The following is a 22,900-nucleotide window of genomic DNA, read 5'->3' as shown; positions in this document are numbered from 1 at the left end:
GCCTTGGGCAGGTAAGGATCTTTCGACACCTGAAACGCGCGCATGTTGCATTTAGGCAGTACTTCACGATGTCACTCTGCATTATAAGCAGTGAAGGGTACAGAGTGAGAGGCGCGTTCCACAGGAAAAGTAAAGCCGTGACATGTGCATATCGCGGTTGTTAAAGATCCGGTCAGGACATAACTTCTTTGTAACCAATAACCTGATGGTTTTAAAAGCTGTTAGTGGCAATGTTACATAACTTGAGCTTAGGAGAAAGTGTATCCCCATAACTTTTGTGCATCATAGAATTTTATCGGGATAGTTTGTAACTGAATTGTTGAACTATTGTCAAATCAGATAATTAAATTTGTATGAATTGTGAAAAACGTGAGAATGATCACTGTTCCACCCAAAATTCTCCAAAGAGTTTGTAGGGGAATTGTAATCAGAATGTGATCGTCCTATACTTCCGGCCAGGTCTCCGGAATACCCTGACACCAGGAGCCACCCAGCGTTTGTAACATGTCATTTAACACTGGATGTTGCTATTTTGGTGACGGATAAAGTCTGAACACGTTTAGGATTCAGGTCTTATGTCCGGAGGAAGCAAAATAAAAAAGAGCTGTGTGGGCAAAACCGTGAAAAAACAAAGACCTGTCAACTTGGATCTCTCGACGATCCGGTTTCCCGTTACTGCAATATCGTCCATTCTTCACCGCGTCTCCGGCGTCATCACCCTGGTTGCTCTCGGCATCCTGTTATGGCTTCTCGGTCTTTCCCTCTCTTCTCCTGAAGGTTTCCAGCACGCTGCCTCTGTCATGAATGGCTTCTTTGCGAAGTTCATCATGTGGGGCATTTTGACTGCGCTGGCCTATCATGCAGTGGGCGGGATACGTCATATGTTAATGGATTTTGGTTATCTGGCCGAAACGCTCGAAGCAGGTAAGCGTTCTGCGCAGGTGACGTTTGGTATTACTGTCGTGCTTTCAATTTTAGCAGGAGTCCTCGTATGGTAAGCAATGCATCCGCGTTGGGTCGCAATGGCATTCAGGACTGGCTGCTGCTGCGCGCGACGGCAATCCTCATCACGCTTTACATCATCTATCTCCTCGGTTTCGTGGTGATGACAGACACGCTGACGTATGACATCTGGCGTGGCTTCTTCGCTTCTGCATTTACAAAAGTGTTCACGCTCCTGACGCTGTTTTCCATTCTGATTCACGGCTGGATCGGTATGTGGCAGGTCTTAACGGACTACGTTAAACCGCTGGCAACGCGTCTGCTGTTGCAGTTGGTCATCGTAGTGGCGCTGTTGTCCTATGCAATTTATGGATTTGTTGTGGTGTGGGGTGTGTAAATGAGTTTACCAGTAAGAGAATTTGATGCCGTGGTGATCGGCGCAGGCGGCGCGGGTATGCGCGCGGCGTTGCAAATCTCCCAGTCGGGCCAGACCTGTGCCCTGTTGTCCAAAGTCTTTCCGACCCGTTCCCATACGGTCTCCGCGCAGGGCGGAATCACCGTTGCGCTGGGTAACACCCATGACGATAACTGGGAATGGCATATGTATGACACCGTCAAAGGTTCCGACTACATCGGTGACCAGGACGCGATAGAATACATGTGTCACGTCGGTCCGGAAGCGATTCTGGAACTGGAGCACATGGGTTTGCCCTTCTCCCGTCTTGATGACGGCCGCGTTTATCAGCGTCCGTTTGGTGGTCAGTCGAAAAACTTCGGCGGTGAGCAGGCGGCGCGTACTGCCGCAGCGGCCGACCGTACCGGCCACGCACTGCTGCATACGCTGTATCAGCAGAACCTGAAAAATGAAACCACTATCTTCTCCGAATGGTATGCACTGGATCTGGTCAAAAATGACGACGGTGCCATCGTAGGCTGTACGGCAATCTGCATGGAAACCGGCGAAACCGTGTATTTCAAAGCCAAGGCGACCATTCTGGCGACGGGCGGTGCTGGACGTATTTATCAGTCCACGACGAACGCCCACATCAATACCGGCGACGGTGTTGGCATGGCGCTGCGCGCGGGCGTGCCGGTGCAGGATATGGAAATGTGGCAGTTCCACCCAACCGGTATCGCCGGTGCTGGCGTACTGGTCACCGAAGGCTGTCGTGGTGAAGGCGGTTATCTGCTGAACAAACACGGTGAGCGTTTCATGGAGCGCTATGCGCCTAACGCCAAAGACCTTGCCGGTCGTGACGTGGTGGCCCGTTCCATGATGGTGGAAATCCGTGAAGGTCGTGGTTGCGACGGTCCATGGGGCCCGCACATCAAGCTGAAACTCGATCACCTGGGTGCGGAAGTGCTGGAATCGCGTTTGCCGGGCATCCTTGAGCTGTCCCGTACCTTTGCTCACGTTGACCCGATTAAAGAGCCAATTCCGGTTATCCCAACCTGTCACTACATGATGGGCGGCGTGCCAACAAAAGTCACCGGTCAGGCGCTGCGTGTGAATGAGCAGGGCGAAGACGAAGTGATTCCAGGCCTGTTTGCAGTGGGTGAAATCGCCTGCGTATCGGTACACGGGGCGAACCGTCTGGGTGGCAACTCGCTGCTGGACCTGGTGGTCTTCGGTCGTGCGGCTGGCGTGCATCTGCTTGAATGTCTGGAAGAGCAGGGTGAGCTGCGTGAAGCCAGCCAGGAAAACATTGATGCGGCGATGGCGCGTTTCAACCGCTGGGAAAATAACACCACGGGTGAAGATCCGGTTGAAATTCGCAAGGCGTTGCAACGCTGCATGCAGAACAACTTCTCGGTATTCCGTGAAGGCGATGCGATGCGTGAGGGGCTTGCTGAACTGAAAGAGATCCGTGAGCGTCTGAAGTCCGCGCGCCTGGATGACCGCTCACCTGACTTCAATACACAGCGTATTGAGTGCCTTGAGCTGGATAACCTGATGGAAACCGCTTATGCCACCGCAGTAGCGGCCAACTTCCGCACTGAGAGCCGTGGCGCACACAGCCGCTTCGACTATCCGGAACGTGATGATGCCAACTGGCTGTGCCATAGCCTCTATGTTCCGCAAACGGAAAGCATGACGCGCCGTGAGGTGAACATGCAACCGAAACTGCGTGCGGCCTTCCCGCCGAAAGCGCGTACCTACTAATTGCGGAGATCATCATGAGACTTGAATTTTCGATCTATCGTTACAACCCGGACGTCGATGACAAACCGCGCATGCAGGACTATACCCTGGAAGCGGAAGACGGCCGTGACATGATGCTGCTGGATGCGCTGATCCGTCTGAAAGAGAAGGATCCTACCCTGGCGTTTCGTCGCTCATGCCGTGAAGGCGTGTGCGGTTCAGACGGCCTGAACATGAACGGGAAAAACGGCCTGGCCTGTATCACGCCGGTCTCGGCGTTGGGCAACGGCAAGCAGAAAATCGTTATCCGTCCTCTACCGGGCCTGCCGGTCGTGCGCGACCTGGTGGTGGACATGGGCCAGTTTTATGCCCAGTATGAGAAAATTAAGCCTTTCTTATTGAATAACGGTGAAAACCCGCCAGCGCGTGAGCATCTGCAGTCGCCGGGCGAGCGTGAGCATCTGGACGGATTGTATGAGTGTATTCTCTGCGCCTGTTGCTCAACCTCTTGCCCGTCGTTCTGGTGGAACCCGGACAAGTTTATTGGTCCTGCAGGCCTGCTGGCCGCTTACCGCTTCCTGATTGACAGCCGTGATACGGAAACGGATGCGCGTCTGGATAATCTGAGCGATGCATTCAGCGTTTTCCGCTGTCACAGCATCATGAACTGTGTAAGTGTTTGTCCTAAAGGGCTAAACCCGACGCGCGCTATCGGCCACATTAAGTCGATGCTGCTGCAACGCAGCGCGTAGTGGTACCACCGGGAACCCTGGGTTCCCGGTATTTTACGGAAGCCTCTGTAAACGCGGTCCCGACCACGTTTACAAAGGTTCCCTTACGGGCCGGGCGCGCGCTGCGCACAGTGCTCGTATCGCTGAACTCACTACGGCAAACCGCGAAAGCGGCAACAAATGAAACCTCAAAAAAGCATAACATTGCTTAAGGGATCACAATGCAGAACAGCGCGATGAAGCCCTGGCTGGACTCCTCCTGGCTGGCCGGCGCGAATCAGTCTTACATAGAGCAACTCTATGAGGATTTCCTGACCGATCCTGACTCTGTGGATGCAGTGTGGCGCTCGATGTTCCAACAGTTACCAGGCACGGGAGTGAAACCTGAGCAGTTCCACTCCGCAACTCGCGAATATTTCCGTCGCCTGGCGAAAGACGCATCTCGTTACACCTCCTCAGTTACCGATCCGGCAACCAACTCCAAACAAGTGAAAGTGCTGCAGCTGATCAACGCGTTTCGTTTCCGCGGACATCAGGAAGCAAATCTCGATCCGCTTGGCCTGTGGAAACAGGACCGCGTTGCCGATCTCGACCCGGCTTTTCACGATCTGACCGACGCCGATTTTCAGGAAAGCTTTAACGTAGGTTCGTTTGCCATTGGCAAAGAAACCATGAAGCTGGCCGATCTGTTCGAGGCGCTGAAGCAGACCTACTGTGGCTCGATTGGTGCAGAGTACATGCACATCAACAACACCGAAGAGAAACGCTGGATTCAGCAGCGTATCGAATCCGGTGCGAGCCAGACGTCATTCAGTGGCGAAGAGAAAAAAGGTTTCCTGAAAGAGCTGACCGCGGCAGAAGGGCTGGAAAAATATCTGGGCGCTAAATTCCCGGGTGCAAAACGCTTCTCGCTGGAAGGCGGTGATGCGCTGGTGCCGATGCTGCGCGAGATGATTCGCCATGCGGGCAAAAGCGGCACACGTGAAGTGGTGCTGGGGATGGCGCACCGTGGCCGTCTTAACGTACTGATTAACGTTCTGGGTAAAAAGCCACAGGATCTGTTCGACGAATTCTCCGGCAAACACAAAGAGCATCTGGGCACCGGTGATGTGAAGTATCACATGGGCTTCTCTTCGGATATCGAAACCGAAGGGGGGCTGGTGCATCTGGCGCTGGCGTTTAACCCGTCTCATCTGGAAATTGTCAGCCCGGTGGTCATGGGATCGGTCCGTGCACGTCTCGATCGTCTGGCCGAACCGGTCAGCAATAAAGTGTTGCCTATCACCATTCACGGTGATGCGGCGGTGATTGGTCAGGGCGTGGTTCAGGAAACCCTGAACATGTCTCAGGCGCGCGGCTATGAAGTGGGTGGTACGGTACGTATCGTCATTAACAACCAGGTGGGTTTTACCACTTCCAACCCGAAAGATGCGCGTTCAACGCCGTACTGTACTGACATCGGTAAAATGGTGCTGGCACCGATTTTCCACGTCAACGCGGATGACCCGGAAGCGGTGGCCTTTGTGACCCGCCTGGCACTGGACTATCGCAACACCTTCAAACGCGATGTGTTTATCGATCTGGTGTGCTATCGCCGTCATGGTCACAACGAGGCGGATGAGCCAAGTGCTACCCAGCCGTTGATGTACCAGAAAATCAAAAAGCATCCGACGCCGCGTAAAATTTACGCCGATCGTCTGGAAGGCGAAGGTGTCGCGTCGCAGGAAGATGCTACCGAGATGGTGAACCTGTACCGCGATGCGCTCGATGCGGGCGACTGCGTGGTACCGGAATGGCGTCCGATGAGCCTGCACTCCTTCACGTGGTCGCCTTATCTGAACCACGAATGGGACGAGCCTTACCCGGCACAGGTTGACATGAAGCGCCTCAAGGAACTGGCATTACGTATCAGCCAGGTTCCTGAGCAGATTGAAGTGCAGTCGCGCGTGGCCAAGATCTATAACGATCGCAAGCTGATGGCCGAAGGCGAGAAAGCCTTCGACTGGGGCGGCGCAGAAACTCTGGCCTATGCGACACTGGTTGATGAAGGCATTCCGGTACGTTTGTCAGGTGAAGACTCTGGCCGTGGCACCTTCTTCCACCGTCATGCCGTTATTCACAATCAGGCCAACGGTTCAACCTACACGCCACTGCACCATATTCATAACAGCCAGGGTGAGTTCAAAGTCTGGGACTCCGTTCTGTCTGAAGAAGCCGTACTGGCCTTCGAATACGGTTATGCCACCGCAGAGCCACGCGTCCTGACCATCTGGGAAGCGCAGTTTGGTGACTTTGCTAACGGTGCACAGGTGGTGATTGACCAGTTCATTAGTTCTGGCGAGCAAAAATGGGGCCGTATGTGTGGCCTGGTCATGCTGTTGCCGCACGGTTATGAAGGTCAGGGGCCTGAGCACTCCTCAGCCCGTCTGGAACGTTATCTGCAACTCTGCGCTGAGCAGAACATGCAGGTCTGCGTTCCGTCCACACCGGCTCAGGTTTATCACATGCTGCGCCGTCAGGCGCTGCGCGGGATGCGCCGTCCGCTGGTAGTGATGTCACCGAAGTCGCTGTTGCGCCATCCGCTGGCGATTTCATCGCTGGATGAGCTGGCAAACGGCAGCTTCCAGCCAGCGATTGGCGAAATCGATGACCTGGATCCGCAAGGTATCAAGCGCGTCGTACTGTGCTCCGGTAAGGTTTACTACGATCTGCTGGAACAGCGCCGTAAGGACGAGAAAACCGACGTCTCCATCGTGCGTATCGAACAGCTTTACCCGTTCCCGCATCAGGCGGTACAGGAAGCATTAAAAGCGTATTCCCACGTACAGGATTTTGTCTGGTGCCAGGAAGAGCCACTGAACCAGGGTGCCTGGTACTGTAGCCAGCACCATTTCCGTGATGTGGTGCCGTTTGGTGCAACACTGCGCTATGCAGGTCGCCCGGCATCGGCTTCACCGGCCGTGGGTTATATGTCCGTACACCAACAACAGCAGCAAGACCTGGTTAATGACGCACTGAACGTCAATTAATTAAAAGGAAAGATAATGAGTAGCGTAGATATTCTCGTTCCCGACCTGCCTGAATCGGTTGCCGATGCCACAGTAGCAACCTGGCACAAGAAACCAGGCGATGCAGTCAGTCGCGATGAAGTCATCGTCGAAATTGAAACCGACAAAGTCGTTCTGGAAGTGCCAGCGTCTGCGGACGGCGTACTGGAAGCCGTGCTGGAAGAGGAAGGGGCAACCGTCACCTCTCGCCAGATTCTCGGTCGCCTGAAAGAAGGCAACAGTGCGGGCAAAGAAAGCAGCGCAAAAGTGGAAAACAACGAATCCACCCCCGCTCAGCGTCAAACCGCGTCGCTGGAAGAAGAGAGCAACGATGCACTGAGTCCGGCGATTCGTCGTCTGATTGCTGAGCACAACCTTGATGCCTCACAGATCAAAGGCACGGGTGTAGGTGGTCGCTTAACGCGTGAAGATGTTGAAAAACATCTGGCGAACAAACCGCAGGCTGACAAAGCCGCCGCGCCTGCATCTGACGCACAGACTGCCCAGCAGCCAGTGGCTAACCGCAGCGAAAAACGCGTGCCGATGACGCGCCTGCGTAAGCGTGTTGCGGAGCGTCTGCTGGAAGCCAAGAACAGCACCGCCATGTTGACGACCTTCAACGAAATCAACATGAAGCCGATTATGGATCTGCGTAAGCAGTACGGCGATGCGTTCGAGAAGCGTCACGGTGTGCGTCTGGGCTTTATGTCCTTCTACATCAAGGCCGTGGTTGAAGCGCTGAAGCGTTATCCAGAAGTCAACGCCTCTATCGATGGCGAAGACGTGGTTTACCACAACTACTTTGATGTCAGCATCGCCGTTTCTACCCCACGCGGACTGGTTACCCCTGTCCTGCGTGACGTGGATGCGCTGAGCATGGCTGACATCGAGAAGAAGATTAAAGAACTGGCAGTGAAAGGCCGTGACGGCAAGCTGACGGTTGACGATCTGACGGGCGGTAACTTTACCATCACCAACGGTGGTGTGTTCGGTTCGCTGATGTCTACGCCAATCATCAACCCGCCACAGAGCGCGATTCTGGGCATGCACGCCATTAAAGATCGTCCTATGGCGGTCAATGGTCAGGTTGTGATCCTGCCAATGATGTACCTGGCTCTCTCCTACGATCACCGTTTAATCGATGGTCGTGAATCTGTCGGCTATCTGGTCGCGGTGAAAGAGATGCTGGAAGATCCGGCGCGTCTGCTGCTGGATGTCTGATTCATCACTGGGCACGCGTTGCGTGCCCAATCTCAATACTCTTTTCAGATCTGAATGGATAGAACATCATGAACTTACACGAATACCAGGCTAAACAGCTGTTTGCACGGTATGGCATGCCAGCACCGACCGGCTACGCCTGTACTACACCACGTGAAGCAGAAGAAGCGGCATCGAAAATCGGTGCAGGCCCGTGGGTAGTTAAATGTCAGGTTCATGCCGGTGGCCGCGGTAAAGCGGGCGGTGTGAAAGTGGTTAACAGCAAAGAAGACATCCGTGCTTTCGCTGAAAACTGGCTGGGCAAACGTCTGGTGACCTACCAAACTGACGCCAATGGTCAGCCGGTAAACCAGATTCTGGTAGAAGCGGCAACCGATATCGATCAGGAGCTGTACCTGGGTGCCGTGGTTGACCGTGCAACCCGTCGCGTCATCTTTATGGCATCGACCGAAGGCGGCGTGGAAATCGAGAAAGTGGCAGAAGAAACGCCACACCTGATCCACAAAATGGCGCTTGATCCGCTGGCCGGTCCACAGCCTTATCAGGGCCGTGAGTTAGCCTTTAAACTGGGCCTGACCGGTAAGCAAGTCAGCCAGTTCACTAAAATTTTCATGGGTCTGGCCACCATGTTCCTGGAGCGCGATCTGGCGATGGTTGAGATCAACCCGCTGGTGATCACCAAGCAGGGCGACCTGATCTGTCTGGATGGCAAACTGGGTGCCGATGGCAATGCCCTGTTCCGTCAGCCAGAGCTGCGTGAAATGCGCGATCCAAGCCAGGAAGATCCTCGTGAAGCGCACGCGACACAGTGGGAACTGAACTATGTTGCGCTGGAAGGCAACATCGGTTGTATGGTTAACGGCGCAGGCCTCGCGATGGGTACGATGGACATCGTTAAGCACCACGGTGGCCAGCCAGCGAACTTCCTGGATGTGGGCGGCGGCGCGACCAAAGAGCGCGTAACCGAAGCCTTTAAAATCATCCTGTCTGACGACGCGGTGAAAGCGGTATTCGTTAACATCTTCGGCGGCATCGTGCGTTGCGACCTGATCGCAGACGGCATTATCGGTGCAGTAGCAGAGGTGGGTGTTAACGTGCCGGTCGTGGTACGTCTCGAAGGGAACAACGCTGAACTGGGCGCTAAGAAACTGGCGGACAGTGGTCTGAACATCATTGCAGCAACCAGTCTGACAGACGCGGCACAGCGTGTTGTTGCTGCTGCGGAGGGTAAATAATGTCCATTTTGATCGACAAAAACACCAAAGTCATTTGCCAGGGATTCACTGGCGGACAGGGAACTTTCCACTCTGAGCAGGCGCTGGCATACGGCACGCAGCTGGTTGGCGGCGTAACACCGGGCAAAGGCGGCACCACCCATCTGGGCCTGCCGGTGTTCAACACCGTGCGTGAAGCCGTTGAAGCCACAGGCGCGACCGCAACCGTCATCTACGTGCCAGCGCCGTTCTGCAAAGACGGTATCCTGGAAGCTATCGATGCCGGTATCAAGCTGATCATCACCATCACCGAAGGCATCCCAACGCTGGATATGCTGACCGTGAAGATGAAGCTGGATGAAGCAGGCGTGCGCATGATCGGGCCAAACTGCCCGGGTGTGATCACTCCTGGCGAATGTAAGATCGGCATCATGCCGGGCCACATTCACCAGCCTGGCCGTGTCGGTATCGTGTCGCGTTCCGGTACCCTGACCTATGAAGCCGTTAAGCAAACCACCGATATCGGTTACGGTCAGTCTACCTGTGTTGGCATCGGCGGTGACCCGATCCCAGGCTCTAACTTCATCGACATCCTGAAAATGTTCCAGGACGATCCACAGACTGAAGCGATTGTCATGATCGGTGAAATCGGTGGTAGCGCGGAAGAAGAAGCGGCTGCGTTCATCAAAGATCACGTGACCAAGCCGGTTGTTGGCTACATCGCAGGTGTGACGGCGCCAAAAGGCAAACGTATGGGCCACGCTGGCGCCATCATTGCCGGTGGTAAAGGAACGGCAGACGAGAAGTTTGCTGCGCTGGAAGCCGCAGGTGTGAAAACCGTGCGCAGCCTGGCCGACATCGGCGATGCCGTGAAAGCGGTTCTGCCAGCCAAATAAGCGGTCTGAGCGGAATGCATTAAGCCACCTTCGGGTGGCTTTTTTTATCGCTTAAACCTGAGTACGCCCTTTTGCCGCATGACTGATTGGCGTTATGCTGTAAATAACATAAAATAATCTTAAGTATTTCCGGGGTATTTGCTATGCTTTGTCTGACCTGTTTTTTAAGGCGCTAAAAGAATGGACGTTATTAAATACGCTATAAAGTTAAATATTTTTATAAAATCAAAATGTCCGGTGACACATTTTTAACAAAGCTTCCGTTTAAACATATTTACCACTTTATTTCCTTATTCCAAATCAATTTCCCGCCATATATAACAAACTTTACTGCTAGCAAAGGGCGCGCTTAAGCGCTTAAATTGCGCTGCATCAATCCAGCCTTTTAAAAAAATAATCAAACGTTTGTTCAAATACGGGAAAGCATCAATTTTTAATTTATGTCCCGTTAAACGTCTGAACCACGCGGCTGCATTGGTGTTTCACAGGTTACCGTTAACGGTTACGCCCTCATCCCAGGCCGCACACAGAACTGTCCTGTCGATGACAAAACTGGAATCAATAATCAGTCGTTCCTGACGCTTATTCTGTCTGTACGGATACAGAGTTAAGGTGAGGAGCAAGGAGTCATTATGCTAGATATTGTCGAGCTGTCGCGTTTACAGTTTGCCTTAACAGCCATGTACCATTTCCTTTTCGTGCCATTAACGCTCGGTATGGCGTTTTTGCTGGCGATAATGGAAACGGTCTACGTGCTGAGCGGCAAACAAGTTTATAAGGATATGACAAAATTCTGGGGCAAGTTATTTGGTATTAACTTTGCGCTGGGCGTGGCGACCGGACTGACCATGGAGTTTCAGTTCGGCACCAACTGGTCTTACTATTCTCATTATGTCGGCGATATTTTTGGCGCGCCGTTAGCTATTGAAGGATTAATGGCTTTCTTTCTTGAGTCCACCTTTGTTGGCCTGTTCTTTTTCGGTTGGGATCGCCTGGGCAAAGTCCAGCATCTGGCCGTGACCTGGCTGGTGGCGCTGGGATCCAATATGTCGGCGTTGTGGATTCTGGTGGCAAACGGCTGGATGCAAAACCCCATTGCCTCTGAGTTTAATTTTGAAACCATGCGCATGGAGATGCTGAGCTTCTCTGAGCTGGTCTTAAATCCGGTCGCCCAGGTGAAATTTGTTCACACCGTCGCGGCAGGGTACACCACCGGTGCCATGTTTATTTTGGGCATCAGCGCCTGGTATTTACTGAAAGGCCGCGATATGGCGTTCGCGAAACGCTCTTTTGCTATTGCCGCCAGCTTCGGTATGGCAGCCGTATTGTCAGTCATCGTGTTGGGCGACGAGTCCGGTTATGAAATGGGCGATGTGCAGAAAACCAAGCTGGCGGCCATTGAAGCAGAATGGGAAACCCAGCCTGCACCGGCTGCCTTTACGCTGTTCGGTCTACCCGATCAGGCATCACAGCAAAATAAATACGCCATTCAAATCCCCTATCTACTGGGGTTAATTGCCACCCGATCAACAGATACGCCGGTGACGGGTTTGAAAGAACTGCTGGCCCAGCATGAGGTGCGCATCCGTAATGGCATGAAAGCCTATGCACTGTTAAATGAACTGCGCAGCGGGAATACCGATCCAGCCGTACGTGATGCCTTTAATCACAGCAAAAAAGATCTGGGTTATGGTCTGTTGTTGAAGCGCTATACGCCAGACGTCTCAGATGCCAGCGAGGCGCAAATCAGGCAGGCAACACAGGATTCCATTCCACGCGTGGCGCCGCTGTATTTTGCCTTCCGCATCATGGTGCTCTGCGGCGTGCTGTTACTCGGCATTATCACATTGTCGTTCTGGAGCGTTATTCGTAATCGTATCGGCAAACATCGCTGGTTACTCAAGGCCGCGCTGTATGGCATTCCGCTGCCGTGGATTGCGGTTGAAGCAGGCTGGTTTGTGGCGGAGTACGGCCGTCAACCCTGGGCGATAGGTGAAGTGCTGCCTACGGCCGTGGCGAACTCGTCGCTCACCGTTGGAGACATCCTGTTCTCCATGGGGCTGATCTGCGGTCTCTATACCCTGTTCCTGATCGCTGAGATGTTCCTGATGTTTAAATTTGCCCGGTTGGGTCCCAGCAGCCTGAAAACAGGGCGTTATCACCATGAGCAGATGGGGAAAAACGTTCAGCCGGTACGTGGATAAGGAGAACCGCCATGTTTGATTATGAAGTTCTACGCTTTGTCTGGTGGCTGCTGATCGGCATTTTGCTGGTGGGCTTTGCCGTCACGGATGGCTTTGACATGGGCGTTGGCATGCTGACGCGTGTTTTAGGGCGAACCGATACCGAGCGGCGAGTGATGATTAATACCATTGCGCCGCACTGGGACGGTAACCAGGTGTGGTTGATTACCGCAGGCGGTGCGCTGTTTGCCGCCTGGCCGATGGTTTATGCCGCCGCGTTTTCAGGATTTTATGTGGCAATGATTCTGGTGCTGGCGTCGCTGTTCTTTCGTCCAGTGGGCTTTGATTACCGCTCTAAGATTGAAGACAAGCGCTGGCGCGGCGCCTGGGACTGGGGCATTTTTATCGGCAGCTTCGTGCCTCCTTTGGTGATTGGCGTGGCCTTTGGCAACCTGCTCCAGGGCGTGCCGTTTTATGCTGATGAGTATATGCGCCTGTATTACACCGGTAACTTCTTCCAGTTGCTCAACCCGTTTGGACTGCTGGCAGGGGTGGTCAGCGTTGCCATGATACTGGCGCAGGGCGCAACCTACCTGCAGATGCGTACGAACGGCGAACTTTACCAGCGCGCACGCGCCACGACCCAGATTTCCACGCTGGTGATGATGGTGTGCTTCGCACTGGCGGGCGTGTGGGTGAAGTTCGGCATTGACGGTTATGTGGTGACCAGTACGCTTGATCACTATGCGGCATCGAATCCGCTGGGTAAAACCGTGGTGCGCGAAGCCGGTGCCTGGATGGTGAATTTCCAGCAGCATCCCGTGCTGTGGGTGTTCCCACTGCTGGGCGTTGTGCTGCCTCTGCTGACGGTGTTGTGCTCACGTATGCACAAAAGCGCATGGGCGTTTGTGTTCTCTTCACTGACGCTTGCCTGCGTCATTATGACGGCCGGTATTGCCATGTTTCCGTTTATTATGCCTTCCAGCACGGTACCGGGCACCAGTCTGACCATGTGGGATGCAACCTCCAGTCTGCTGACGCTGAAAACCATGACCTTTGCCGCGATGATTTTTGTGCCCATCATCCTGCTTTACACCAGCTGGTGTTACTGGAAGATGTTTGGCCGTATCACCAAAGAGCATGTTGAGAGCAACAGCAACTCATTGTACTGATAAGGAGTCAACACATGTGGTATTTTGCCTGGATTCTTGGCACCTTGCTGGCCTGCGCCTTTGGTATCATCACGGCGCTGGCCATAGAGCACATCGAAGACAGCGCCGCCTCGGATCGACAATCCTGATGAGCGGATGGCTACAGACGACCTGTCGTCTGATGGATAAGGGCCCGTTGCGGGCCCTTTCACTGGTGCTGGCGCTCTGGCTGGCGGGATGTCTCCTGTGGAATCCCGCACGTTATGCCAGCGGTGCAGGCGGCATTGTGCTGTGGCAGGGCGTGTTGCTCATCTGGGCGGTATGCACCGGCGTGATTTACGGTGTTGGGTTTCGTCCGCGACGGTTTCGCTGGCGTGCTCTGTTTACCCCTTTACCCGCATTAGTGATACTCTTGTGGGGCGTAAGCCGGTTTTATCTCTGACAGCCCGTCAGCATTTTGCGCTGAAGCGTGAGTTTACTTCAGCGTCTGGTCAAGAAACCTCCACTAAAGCCTTCCGGTTGTAACCAACTGATAATTATTTTCTCCTGGCCCTGGCAGCCCATTCCCAACCCCAATTGTCTTGCGTATAGTAGCAACGTTTAAAACGAGGCCGGGATGTAGAGTGAGTACAACGCTGTTTCGCTGGCCGGTTCGGGTCTACTATGAAGATACCGATGCCGGTGGTGTGGTTTATCACGCCAGCTATATCGCTTTTTATGAACGAGCACGTACCGAGATGTTGCGTCAGCATCATTTCAATCAGCAGACGCTGTTAGAACAGCAGATTGCTTTTGTGGTGCGGCGCATGACGGTGGACTATCTTTCGGCGGCGCGTCTTGACGATCTTCTGGAAATTCAGAGTGAAGTGACATCAATGACCCGGGCGACGATGACATTTACCCAGCGTATCGTGAATGCAGAAGGCAAAGTGCTCAATGAGGCAGAAGTCCTGATTGCCTGCATCAACCCACACCTAATGAAGCCGATTGCGCTTCCCAAGTCTATTGTCGCGGAGTTCAAGCAGTGACTGACATGAACGTTCTTGATTTGTTCCTGAAGGCGAGCCTTCTGGTCAAACTTATCATGTTGATTTTGATCGGCTTTTCGATTGCTTCATGGGCAATCATTATCCAGCGCACGCGTATTCTGAATGCGGCGGGAAGGGAAGCTGATGCCTTTGAAGACAAGTTCTGGTCCGGCGTTGAGCTTTCTCGCCTGTATCAGGAAAGTCAGGCGCGTCGCGAAGAGCTGGCAGGCTCGGAGCAAATCTTTTACGCTGGCTTCAAAGAGTTTGCCCGTTTACATCGCGCGAATAATCATGCGCCTGAAGCGGCTGTTGAAGGCGCGAGCAGGGCCATGCGCATTTCCATGAATCGCGAACTCGAAGCGCTGGAAACCCACATTCCTTTCCTGGGCACAGTTGGATCAATCAGTCCTTATATCGGTCTGTTTGGTACGGTCTGGGGGATTATGCATGCCTTTATTGCTCTGGGAGCCGTAAAGCAGGCCACGCTACAGATGGTTGCGCCGGGTATCGCAGAAGCGTTGATCGCGACCGCTATCGGTTTATTCGCGGCAATTCCTGCGGTAATGGCTTATAACCGTCTGAACCAGCGCGTCAATAAACTGGAACAGGGCTATGACAACTTTATGGAAGAGTTCACGGCTATCCTGCATCGTCAGGCTTTTTCCAGCGACAGCGCTAAGTAAACAGAGGTAAATGATGGCCCGAGTGCGTGGTCGCGGTCGCCGCGAACTAAAGTCGGAAATCAACATTGTTCCACTGCTGGACGTCTTGCTGGTGCTGTTGCTGATTTTTATGGCGACGGCCCCGATCATTACCCAGAGCGTGGAAGTGGATTTGCCGGATGCGACGGATTCGAAGACGGTTTCCAGTGATGATAACCCACCCGTGATTGTTGAAGTGTCCGGCGTGGGACAATACAGCATGGTCGTCGATCACGATCGTTTGCCGCAGTTGCCGCCAGAACAGGTGATTAGCGAAGCGCAACGTCGTCTGGAAGCCAATCCGAAAACCGTCTTTTTGATCGGTGGTGCCAAAGAGGTACCTTATGATGAAATCATCAAGGCGCTGAACCTGCTGCATCAGGCAGGGGTTAAATCTGTCGGTTTGATGACGCAGCCGATTTAAAGTCGAACCGTTTTTGGGAACCGAGTGTGTCGAAGGCAACCGAGCAAAACGAAAAATTAAAGCGCGCGATAATCATTTCGGTGATTCTGCATATCGTGCTGATTGCGCTGCTGATATGGAGCTCATTTAATGAGCACATTGAAGCCAGTGGCGGCGGCGGCGGGAGCGATATTGAGGCAGTTATGGTCGATCCCGGTGCGGTGGTTGAGCAATATAATCGTCAGCAGAATCAGCAAAGCGACAGTCAGCGTGCCGAACAACAGCGTCAGAAACAGGCACAACAGCAGGCCGAAGAGCTCCAGCAGAAGCAGGCGGCTGAACAACAGCGGCTGAAGGAGCTGGAAAAAGAACGCCTGCAGGCCCAGGAAGACGCGAAGCAGCAGGCGAAAGCCCAGGCTGAACAGCAGAAAGCAGCCGAAGCGGCGGCGAAACAGGCTGAATCTCAGCAGAAAGCGGCCGAGGCGGCCGCCGCGAAAGCCAAAGCGGATGCGAAAGCAGAAGCTGATGCCCAGGCCAAAGCCGCCGCCGACGCAAAGATGAAGGCGCAGGAAGAGGCGAAGAAGGCCGCAGCAGAGGCGAAGAAGCAGGCTGAGCAAGAGGCGAAAGCCGTAGCCGCAGAAGCGAAGAAGCAGGCTGAACAACAGGCGAAAGCTGAGGCTGCCGAAGCCGCGAAACAGGCCAAGGCTGAAGCCGCGAAGCAGGCTAAAGCGGAAGCCGCGAAAGAAGCGAAAGCGGCTGAAGCCAAAGCCGCAGCGGAAGCGAAAGCCGCGGCCGCGCAGGAAGCTAAAGAGAAAGCGGCTGCTGAAGCCAAAGAGAAAGCCGCGAAAGAAAAAGCCGAAGCCGCAGCAAAAGCCAAGGCCGATGCTGCCGCGAAAGCCAAAGCAGACGCGAAGGCAAAAGCCGAAGCAAAAGCGAAAGCGGCGGCTGAGGCAGCGAACGACAGCGACGTCGACGATCTGCTGGGCGGCTTAGCGTCCGGTAAGAATGCACCGAAAAGCGGTGCCTCTGGTGGTGCTGCAGGGCAGGGGAATCAGAAGAAAGCGGGGGCCTCTGGCGCAGATGTCAACGCGTACCTTGGCCAGATTACCAGTGCTATCCAGAGCCGTTTTTACGATGCGGACCTGTATAGCGGCAAAAGCTGTGACTTACGTATTAAACTTGCTCCTGACGGTATGCTGATTGATGTGAAATCAGAAGGGGGCGATCCGGCGCTCTGTCAGGCTGCCATCGCGGCAGCGAAGCAGGCACGTATTCCGAAACCGCCTTCACAAGCGGTGTACGAAGTGTTTAAAAACGCGCCGATGCGTTTCAGACCGCAATAATGCAGTAACCGGCGGCAGGTTGATCTATGGTTAGCTTGCCGTACTCTAGTTGTACTCGTGGTTTTCAGGAACAGTGCCAATTATCGCGGACTCAGGTTCAGATAAGGGAGATAAAATGAAGCAAGCTCTTCGCGTAACGTTAGGCTTTTTTATCCTGTTGTGGGCAGCAGTGCTGCACGCAGAGGTTCGCATTGAAATCACCCAGGGCGTCAACAGCGCGCGTCCCATTGGTGTGGTTCCGTTCAAGTGGGCAGGCCCTGGCGCGGCACCGGAAGATATCGGTGGCATAGTCGCGGCTGACCTGCGTAACAGCGGTAAGTTTAATCCGCTCGATCGTTCTCGCCTGCCACAGCAGCCGACCAGCGCGCAGGAAGTACAGCCTGCGGCATGGAGCGCACTGGGCATTGATGCTGTCGTTGTAGGACAGATTCAGCCTAACGCCGACGGCAGCTATCAGGTATCTTACCAGCTGGTCGATACGGCAGGTGCTCCGGGTACCGTGCTGGCACAGAACTCTTATAAAATCACGAAACAGTGGCTGCGTTACGCGGCGCATACCGTGAGTGATGAAGCGTTCCAGAAACTGACGGGCATCAAAGGGGCATTCCGTACCCGTATCGCCTATGTGGTGCAGACCAACGGCGGTCAGTTCCCTTACGAACTGCGCGTGGCGGACTACGACGGCTATAACCAGTTCGTCGTGCATCGTTCACCACAGCCGCTGATGTCGCCGGCCTGGTCGCCAGACGGCAGCAAAGTCGCCTATGTGACCTTTGAAAGCGGCAAGTCGGCGCTGGTTATTCAGACGCTCTCGAACGGTGCGGTGCGTCAGGTGGCTTCATTCCCACGTCATAACGGTGCACCGGCGTTCTCGCCTGACGGCACCAAACTGGCGTTCGCCTTATCGAAAACCGGTAGCCTGAATCTGTACGTAATGGACCTGGGTTCTGGTCAGATTCGTCAGATCACCGACGGCCGTTATAACAGTACTGAACCGACCTGGTTCCCGGACAGCCAGACGCTGGCTTACACCTCTGACCAGGCTGGCGCACCACAAATTTATAAGATTGGTATCAATGGTGGTTCAGCACAGCGTATTACCTGGGAAGGGGCTCAGAACCAGGATGCTGATGTGGCCAGCGATGGTAAATCAATGGTGATGATTAGCACCAGTGGCGGTGCTCAACACGTCGCCAAACAGGATCTGGTAACGGGAGCCGTTCAAACGTTAACGGACACGTTCCTGGATGAAACACCGAGCCTGGCACCAAACGGCACTATGGTGATCTACAGCTCTACTCAGGGCATGGGTTCCGTGTTGCAGTTGGTCTCGACTGACGGTCGTTTCAAAGCGCGTCTTCCGGCAACTGATGGACAGGTCAAATTTCCTGCCTGGTCGCCGTACCTGTAATGTTTGAGCTTTCTGACATTACAAAAAAATAAACAATAATGGGAATTTTCAAATGCAACTGAACAAAGTACTGAAGGGTTTAATGCTGGCTCTGCCAATCATGGCAGTTGCGGCGTGTAGCTCACACAAAAATAACAACAATGACCAGTCTGGCGCAGGTGCTGATGGCGCTTACGGTGCTAACTCTGGCATGAACGGCAACGGTAACATGTCTTCTGATGAGCAGGCGCGTCTGCAGATGCAACAGCTGCAACAGAACAACATCGTTTACTTCGGTCTGGACAAATATGACGTTCAGTCTGACTACGCTCAGATGCTGGATCAGCACGCTAACTTCCTGCGTAGCAACCCATCATATAAAGTGACCATCGAAGGTCATGCGGATGAGCGCGGTACGCCAGAATATAACATCGCCCTGGGCGAGCGTCGTGCTAACGCCGTTAAGATGTATCTGCAAGGTAAAGGCGTGTCAGCCGACCAGATGTCTATCGTATCTTACGGTAAAGAGAAACCAGCCGTACTGGGCCACGACGAAGCGGCATATGCCAAAAACCGTCGTGCCGTACTGGTCTACTAAGAGAATCACATGGTTAGTAACTTCAGACATCACCTGTTGAGTCTGTCGTTACTGATTGGCGTAGCGGCCCCCTGGGCCGCTCATGCCCAAGCGTCAATCAGTAGCGTTGGCTCCGGCTCGGTCGAAGACCGCGTCACCAGTCTCGAAAGAATCTCAAACGCCCAGGCACAGCTGATGCAGCAACTGCAGCAGCAGATGAGTGATAACCAACGAGATATCGACTCATTGCGTGGGGAAATCCAGCAAAATACCTATCAGCTTAACCAGGTTGTTGAGCGCCAGAAGCAGATCTATCAGCAGATCGACAGTCTGAGCAGCAATAACAGCAACGCCAGCCAGTCAGCGGCAGGTGCCGGTGATAACGCCGGTGCGAGCGCGGCACCAGCCTCTGGCACGGATTCCGGTGCAGCAGCAGCCGGCGTCAGTGCGCCGGTACAGAGTGGCGATGCCAACAGCGATTACAACGCTGCTGTCGCGCTCATTCTGGAGAAAAAACAGTATGACCAGGCCATCACTGCGCTACAGGCGTGGGTGAAGCGTTATCCGGACTCAACGTACCAGCCCAATGCCAATTACTGGCTGGGGCAACTGTTTTATAACAAAGGTAAAAAAGACGACGCCGCGTATTATTACGCCACAGTGGTGAAGCAGTATCCAAAATCTCCCAAGGCGGCTGAAGCGTTGTTAAAGGTTGGCGTGATCATGCAGGAGAAAAACGACACGGCGAAAGCCAAGGCCGTTTATCAGCAGGTGATCAAACTTTATCCTGATACCGAATCTGCTAAGCAGGCGCAAAAACGGTTGTCTGGTATGTAATTTGTGCAGGTTTGACCGGATATCGAGTGATTTCTGGTCTTGCCGCATGAAAGGTAGGCAATTGAACCTTTTAACAGAAAATAAGGGTTGCGCTACCTCGGTAAATCAGTAATATATGCCGCCGTTGCCGGGACACATTGAAGATGTGTCTGGCAAGCCTGAAGATGGGTCGTTAGCTCAGTTGGTAGAGCAGTTGACTTTTAATCAATTGGTCGCAGGTTCGAATCCTGCACGACCCACCATCTCCCGCAGGACGTTGTTCCCCAAGAGAACCTTCAGTATTGCTTCACAACCTTAAGATGGGTCGTTAGCTCAGTTGGTAGAGCAGTTGACTTTTAATCAATTGGTCGCAGGTTCGAATCCTGCACGACCCACCATCTTAACCTCAGGCATTATTGGTGAATGTGTTTGAGCGGTTGTCAGCCCCGAGCGGGTCGTTAGCTCAGTTGGTAGAGCAGTTGACTTTTAATCAATTGGTCGCAGGTTCGAATCCTGCACGACCCACCAATTCAGAAAAGAGCGCCCTCAGGGCGCTCTTTTCGTTTGTCGCGCCGCGTAGTTAAACGTGCGGGATGAGAACCTGCAGCAGGTTCGACTGAATCGCGAAGCGATTCAGGCTGATGCGCCAGCATCACCCGGAGGGCGAGGCCCGCCGGGCCGAGGCAATCCTGCACGACCCACCAATTCAGAAAAGCGCGCCCTCCGGGCGCTCTTTTCGTTTGTCACGCCGCGTAGTTAAACGTGCGGGATGAGAACCTGCAGCAGGTTCGACTGAATCGCGGAGCGATTCAGGCTGATGCGCCAGCATCACCCGGCGGGCGAGGCCTACAGGGCCGAGGCAATCCTGCACGACCCACCAATGTTGAAAGGCGCCCTAAAGGCGCCTTTTTGCTATGCGTAAAACGTGCGGGATGAGAACCTGCAGCAGGTCAGCATCACCCGGCGGGCGAGGCCCGCCGGGCCGAGGCAATCCTGCACGACCCACCAATTCAGAAAAGCGCGCCCACCGGGTATATCGTCAGGCGTGCAGTGCGGTTAAACGCGCGACAGGCGCCAACCACAGGCCGACTGAATCATCCGCCTCCGCCAGCCATCTGCCATAAAAAAAGCGCCCTATGGGCGCTTGTGTGGCGTGAGACGTCAGCAGGATTAGCGTGCGGCAGTCTGACCCGGTTCGAGATTGAACTGTTTCAGTAGCGTTTCGAGCCGCAGCGCCTGATCTTCCAGGGCATTGGCGGACAGGGCAGAGGCGGAGACCAGCGAGGCGTTTTGCTGCGTGGTGCTGTCCAGCTCCGATACCGCCCGGGCGATCTGCTCAATACCGCGGCTTTGCTCGTCAGAAGCTGAAGAGATCTCACCGACAATATGATTGACGCGGGAAATGGCATTCACCACCTGTCCCATTCTCTCGCCCGCACGCGCAACGCGGTTATTGCCTTCGGCAATCTGACCCACGGAAGCACTGATGAGCTGCTCAATGTCTTTCGCCGCCTGAGCGCTGCGCTGAGACAGATTACGCACTTCGCTGGCGACCACCGCAAATCCGCGCCCCTGTTCGCCCGCCCGCGCCGCTTCAACTGCCGCATTCAGTGCCAGGATATTGGTCTGAAACGCGATGCTGTTAATGACGGCAGTAATCTCGGCAATTTTCTTCGAACTGGCAGAGATGTCGCCCATGGTTTGCACCACTTCACTCACCGCAGCACCGCCTTGCTCAGCCTGCAAAGAGGCTTCCGCCGCTATCTGGCTGGCATGGCGGGCGTTGTCGGCGTTATGCTTAACGGTAACAGTCAACTGCTCCATACTGGCAGCAGTCTGCACGACAGCCGCTGCCTGTTGCTCAGTCCGTGAGGAAAGGTTGTGGTTGTCGCTATTGATACTGCTCGCTGCCTGGGAGACGGTGAAGACGCTGTCGCGGACTTCCTGAATCATCGTCCGCAGGCGGTGATTCATTGCGCCCATTGCACCGGCCAGCTTGCCAAGCTCATCTCGGCCACCCGGTTTGATATCGGCACTTAAATCACCGCTGGCGATGCGCTCGGCCAGCAGCAGGTTGTTTCGGACAGGATAGGTTATCTGACGGCTGATCAGCCAGGCGATAAGAATACCCAGCAGAACGGCAATGCTCACCGTCAGCAGCGTCAGATTAATTGAACCGTGGGTCAGGTTGCTGTTTTCCTCTTTCATCTGCTGCAGAAGCATTTTAATGATGGCACTGCTTTTATCACCGTCCGTTTTAACGGCGCTTTCCGCAACGCTAAGTTCGCGGAAGCCTGACGCGTAACGCTCACTGAGTTGTTTCACGTCAAGCGTTGCGTTCCACAGTGCATTCAACTGTGTCTGTGCCTCCGGGGGCAACTGCGGCAATAAGGCGGAGAGGCTGGACTGAATCGTCCTGGCTTGCTGTTCAAGCTGCACCTGAAGCGTAGCGGCATTAACCGGGTCGTAGCGCAGTAACTGAAGCTGATCGCGTAGCTGGCTGATGGCGAGAAGCTGCTGGAACAGTACGCTGGCATCAGTCATCTGCGTTTTAATTAACGCTTCGTACAGGGTTGACTGGCTTTGCATGTTGCGCTGATCGAGCTGTTTACCCGTGGCGGCCAACGTCTGGACAGCCTGGGTCATGGTGGTGATGCTGCTTTGAAAGTGACTGAGTTGACTGGCGATAGCCTGAAGTTCAGCCTGCTGTTCAGGCTGCCATGTGAACTGCTGAGCATCCTGAGTGAGCTGTGAGGCGTGGGCAATGTAATCTGCCATCACTTTGCCGGCTTTTTCATCCCCATACAGCAGTTTGAGCCGGTTGACTTTGGCCTGAAAGACATCAATGTTGATATCGTAAATCAGGGTGCTTTGATCATAAACATCACGAATATTTTTAAAGCGTAATACGCTGATACTGCCCGAGCCCACCACTAATAATAAAACGAGTCCAAAACCTAAACTGAGTTTGTGCGCAATTTTTGTATTTTCTAACCGCAACCCCATGACTTCTGCCTCCTGCCCGTGTCAACGATGTTAAGCCAAATTGGTTATCGGTTGCACAGGGCAGGAGTTTAGTCAGAACGCGGTTATTTTTTGATAATGCAAGAATGA

At 53.9% G+C, this 22,900-nt stretch carries 20 protein-coding genes, 3 tRNA genes and 2 other RNA genes; 24 read left to right on the top strand and 1 reads right to left on the bottom strand.

Translation table 11 applies throughout. From position 1 onward, the window contains the following. Positions 1-575 precede the first annotated feature (575 nt). The 24 genes from sdhC (at position 576) to GKC68_RS15755 (ending at position 20,666) form a co-directional block, all read left to right on the top strand. Positions 576-998, top strand: coding sequence for a succinate dehydrogenase cytochrome b556 subunit (gene sdhC, locus GKC68_RS15870; RefSeq protein ID WP_013025059.1), 423 nt, complete (start codon positions 576-578; stop codon positions 996-998). After that, complete coding sequence (gene sdhD / locus GKC68_RS15865; protein WP_013025060.1) at positions 992-1,339, top strand: succinate dehydrogenase membrane anchor subunit; 348 nt, start codon at positions 992-994, stop codon at positions 1,337-1,339. The genes sdhC and sdhD overlap by 7 nt, the downstream gene beginning before the upstream one ends. Further along, positions 1,340-3,106 (top strand): succinate dehydrogenase flavoprotein subunit, encoded by a 1,767-nt coding sequence (sdhA, locus tag GKC68_RS15860; RefSeq protein WP_342656319.1) that lies wholly within the window; start codon positions 1,340-1,342, stop codon positions 3,104-3,106. It abuts the gene before it with no gap. A 14-nt stretch (positions 3,107-3,120) separates the two neighbouring features. Then, a complete protein-coding gene (locus tag GKC68_RS15855) occupies positions 3,121-3,837 on the top strand; it encodes a succinate dehydrogenase iron-sulfur subunit (protein ID WP_013025062.1) in 717 nt (238 codons plus the stop codon). A gap of 200 nt (positions 3,838-4,037) precedes the next feature. Further along, the gene (gene sucA / locus GKC68_RS15850) at positions 4,038-6,845 is read left to right on the top strand and encodes a 2-oxoglutarate dehydrogenase E1 component (RefSeq protein WP_342656318.1); all 2,808 of its coding nucleotides are present in this window, start codon (positions 4,038-4,040) and stop codon (positions 6,843-6,845) included. A 15-nt stretch (positions 6,846-6,860) separates the two neighbouring features. Further along, complete coding sequence (gene odhB / locus GKC68_RS15845) at positions 6,861-8,084, top strand: 2-oxoglutarate dehydrogenase complex dihydrolipoyllysine-residue succinyltransferase (RefSeq protein WP_047715443.1); 1,224 nt, start codon at positions 6,861-6,863, stop codon at positions 8,082-8,084. Between the two features lie 68 nt (positions 8,085-8,152). Further along, positions 8,153-9,319, top strand: coding sequence for an ADP-forming succinate--CoA ligase subunit beta (gene sucC, locus GKC68_RS15840; protein ID WP_013025065.1), 1,167 nt, complete (start codon positions 8,153-8,155; stop codon positions 9,317-9,319). Beyond that, positions 9,319-10,194, top strand: a complete 876-nt coding sequence (gene sucD / locus GKC68_RS15835) for a succinate--CoA ligase subunit alpha (protein WP_006118459.1) — start codon at positions 9,319-9,321, stop codon at positions 10,192-10,194. The genes sucC and sucD overlap by 1 nt, the downstream gene beginning before the upstream one ends. A 632-nt stretch (positions 10,195-10,826) precedes the next feature. Then, entirely contained in the window at positions 10,827-12,398 is a 1,572-nt protein-coding gene (cydA, locus tag GKC68_RS15830; RefSeq protein ID WP_264215144.1) for a cytochrome ubiquinol oxidase subunit I, read from the top strand. Positions 12,399-12,409: 11 nt separating this feature from the next. Then, positions 12,410-13,549, top strand: coding sequence for a cytochrome d ubiquinol oxidase subunit II (cydB, locus tag GKC68_RS15825; protein WP_342656317.1), 1,140 nt, complete (start codon positions 12,410-12,412; stop codon positions 13,547-13,549). 14 nt (positions 13,550-13,563) lie between these two features. Further along, entirely contained in the window at positions 13,564-13,677 is a 114-nt protein-coding gene (cydX, locus tag GKC68_RS15820; RefSeq protein ID WP_013025070.1) for a cytochrome bd-I oxidase subunit CydX, read from the top strand. Beyond that, entirely contained in the window at positions 13,677-13,970 is a 294-nt protein-coding gene (gene ybgE, locus GKC68_RS15815) for a cyd operon protein YbgE (RefSeq protein WP_028723833.1), read from the top strand. Before cydX ends, ybgE begins: the two co-directional genes overlap by 1 nt. A 181-nt stretch (positions 13,971-14,151) precedes the next feature. Next, on the top strand, positions 14,152-14,556 hold the full coding sequence (gene ybgC, locus GKC68_RS15810) for a tol-pal system-associated acyl-CoA thioesterase (protein WP_013025071.1): 405 nt from the start codon (positions 14,152-14,154) through the stop codon (positions 14,554-14,556). After that, the gene (gene tolQ / locus GKC68_RS15805) at positions 14,553-15,239 is read left to right on the top strand and encodes a Tol-Pal system protein TolQ (RefSeq protein ID WP_028723832.1); all 687 of its coding nucleotides are present in this window, start codon (positions 14,553-14,555) and stop codon (positions 15,237-15,239) included. The genes ybgC and tolQ overlap by 4 nt, the downstream gene beginning before the upstream one ends. Before the next feature lie 13 nt (positions 15,240-15,252). Further along, positions 15,253-15,681, top strand: a complete 429-nt coding sequence (gene tolR, locus GKC68_RS15800; protein ID WP_006118466.1) for a colicin uptake protein TolR — start codon at positions 15,253-15,255, stop codon at positions 15,679-15,681. Positions 15,682-15,707: 26 nt separating this feature from the next. Further along, positions 15,708-17,003, top strand: a complete 1,296-nt coding sequence (gene tolA / locus GKC68_RS15795; protein ID WP_342656316.1) for a cell envelope integrity protein TolA — start codon at positions 15,708-15,710, stop codon at positions 17,001-17,003. Positions 17,004-17,118: 115 nt separating this feature from the next. Beyond that, positions 17,119-18,414 carry a Tol-Pal system beta propeller repeat protein TolB gene (gene tolB / locus GKC68_RS15790; protein ID WP_028723830.1) on the top strand — a complete coding sequence of 432 codons (1,296 nt, stop codon included), beginning with the start codon at positions 17,119-17,121 and terminating at the stop codon, positions 18,412-18,414. Between the two features lie 52 nt (positions 18,415-18,466). Then, positions 18,467-18,991: a peptidoglycan-associated lipoprotein Pal gene (gene pal, locus GKC68_RS15785; protein ID WP_014593199.1), complete on the top strand. Its 525-nt coding sequence runs from the start codon at positions 18,467-18,469 to the stop codon at positions 18,989-18,991. A gap of 9 nt (positions 18,992-19,000) precedes the next feature. After that, a complete protein-coding gene (gene cpoB / locus GKC68_RS15780; protein WP_221611141.1) occupies positions 19,001-19,807 on the top strand; it encodes a cell division protein CpoB in 807 nt (268 codons plus the stop codon). Between the two features lie 166 nt (positions 19,808-19,973). After that, positions 19,974-20,049 (top strand) — tRNA-Lys (locus tag GKC68_RS15775). A 59-nt stretch (positions 20,050-20,108) separates the two neighbouring features. Further along, positions 20,109-20,184 (top strand) — tRNA-Lys (locus GKC68_RS15770). Positions 20,185-20,238: 54 nt separating this feature from the next. Further along, positions 20,239-20,314: transfer RNA gene (locus GKC68_RS15765), tRNA-Lys, on the top strand. A gap of 44 nt (positions 20,315-20,358) precedes the next feature. Then, positions 20,359-20,490: non-coding RNA, RtT sRNA (locus GKC68_RS15760), on the top strand. 44 nt (positions 20,491-20,534) lie between these two features. Further along, a non-coding RNA gene (locus tag GKC68_RS15755) (RtT sRNA) lies at positions 20,535-20,666 on the top strand. 290 nt (positions 20,667-20,956) lie between these two features. On the opposite strand, the gene GKC68_RS15750 is transcribed toward GKC68_RS15755, so the two are convergent. Continuing rightward, the gene (locus tag GKC68_RS15750) at positions 20,957-22,792 is read right to left on the bottom strand and encodes a methyl-accepting chemotaxis protein (protein ID WP_058706106.1); all 1,836 of its coding nucleotides are present in this window, start codon (positions 22,790-22,792) and stop codon (positions 20,957-20,959) included. Positions 22,793-22,900 lie beyond the last annotated feature (108 nt).

It is taken from the genome of Pantoea sp. RSPAM1, assembly GCF_038816185.1.
In the GTDB taxonomy this organism is placed as follows: Bacteria; Pseudomonadota; Gammaproteobacteria; order Enterobacterales; family Enterobacteriaceae; genus Pantoea; species Pantoea ananatis.
Note: the sequence above shows the minus strand (reverse complement) of the source record. Positions and strands in the feature narration are given on the sequence as shown.

Bases quoted from the DNA above. Each gene is read 5' to 3' on its own strand.
- tolR (WP_006118466.1), top strand. From the start codon at position 15,253: ATGGCCCGAGTGCGTGGTCGCGGTCGCCGCGAACTAAAGTCGGAAATC.
- cydB (WP_342656317.1), top strand. From the start codon at position 12,410: ATGTTTGATTATGAAGTTCTACGCTTTGTCTGGTGGCTGCTGATCGGC.
- sucD (WP_006118459.1), top strand. From the start codon at position 9,319: ATGTCCATTTTGATCGACAAAAACACCAAAGTCATTTGCCAGGGATTC.
- sdhA (WP_342656319.1), top strand. From the start codon at position 1,340: ATGAGTTTACCAGTAAGAGAATTTGATGCCGTGGTGATCGGCGCAGGC.
- tolB (WP_028723830.1), top strand. From the start codon at position 17,119: ATGAAGCAAGCTCTTCGCGTAACGTTAGGCTTTTTTATCCTGTTGTGG.
- sucC (WP_013025065.1), top strand. From the start codon at position 8,153: ATGAACTTACACGAATACCAGGCTAAACAGCTGTTTGCACGGTATGGC.
- sdhC (WP_013025059.1), top strand. From the start codon at position 576: ATGTCCGGAGGAAGCAAAATAAAAAAGAGCTGTGTGGGCAAAACCGTG.
- pal (WP_014593199.1), top strand. From the start codon at position 18,467: ATGCAACTGAACAAAGTACTGAAGGGTTTAATGCTGGCTCTGCCAATC.
- GKC68_RS15855 (WP_013025062.1), top strand. From the start codon at position 3,121: ATGAGACTTGAATTTTCGATCTATCGTTACAACCCGGACGTCGATGAC.
- ybgE (WP_028723833.1), top strand. From the start codon at position 13,677: ATGAGCGGATGGCTACAGACGACCTGTCGTCTGATGGATAAGGGCCCG.
- cydX (WP_013025070.1), top strand. From the start codon at position 13,564: ATGTGGTATTTTGCCTGGATTCTTGGCACCTTGCTGGCCTGCGCCTTT.
- cydA (WP_264215144.1), top strand. From the start codon at position 10,827: ATGCTAGATATTGTCGAGCTGTCGCGTTTACAGTTTGCCTTAACAGCC.
- odhB (WP_047715443.1), top strand. From the start codon at position 6,861: ATGAGTAGCGTAGATATTCTCGTTCCCGACCTGCCTGAATCGGTTGCC.
- sdhD (WP_013025060.1), top strand. From the start codon at position 992: ATGGTAAGCAATGCATCCGCGTTGGGTCGCAATGGCATTCAGGACTGG.
- sucA (WP_342656318.1), top strand. From the start codon at position 4,038: ATGCAGAACAGCGCGATGAAGCCCTGGCTGGACTCCTCCTGGCTGGCC.
- GKC68_RS15750 (WP_058706106.1), bottom strand. From the start codon at position 22,792: ATGGGGTTGCGGTTAGAAAATACAAAAATTGCGCACAAACTCAGTTTA.
- cpoB (WP_221611141.1), top strand. From the start codon at position 19,001: ATGGTTAGTAACTTCAGACATCACCTGTTGAGTCTGTCGTTACTGATT.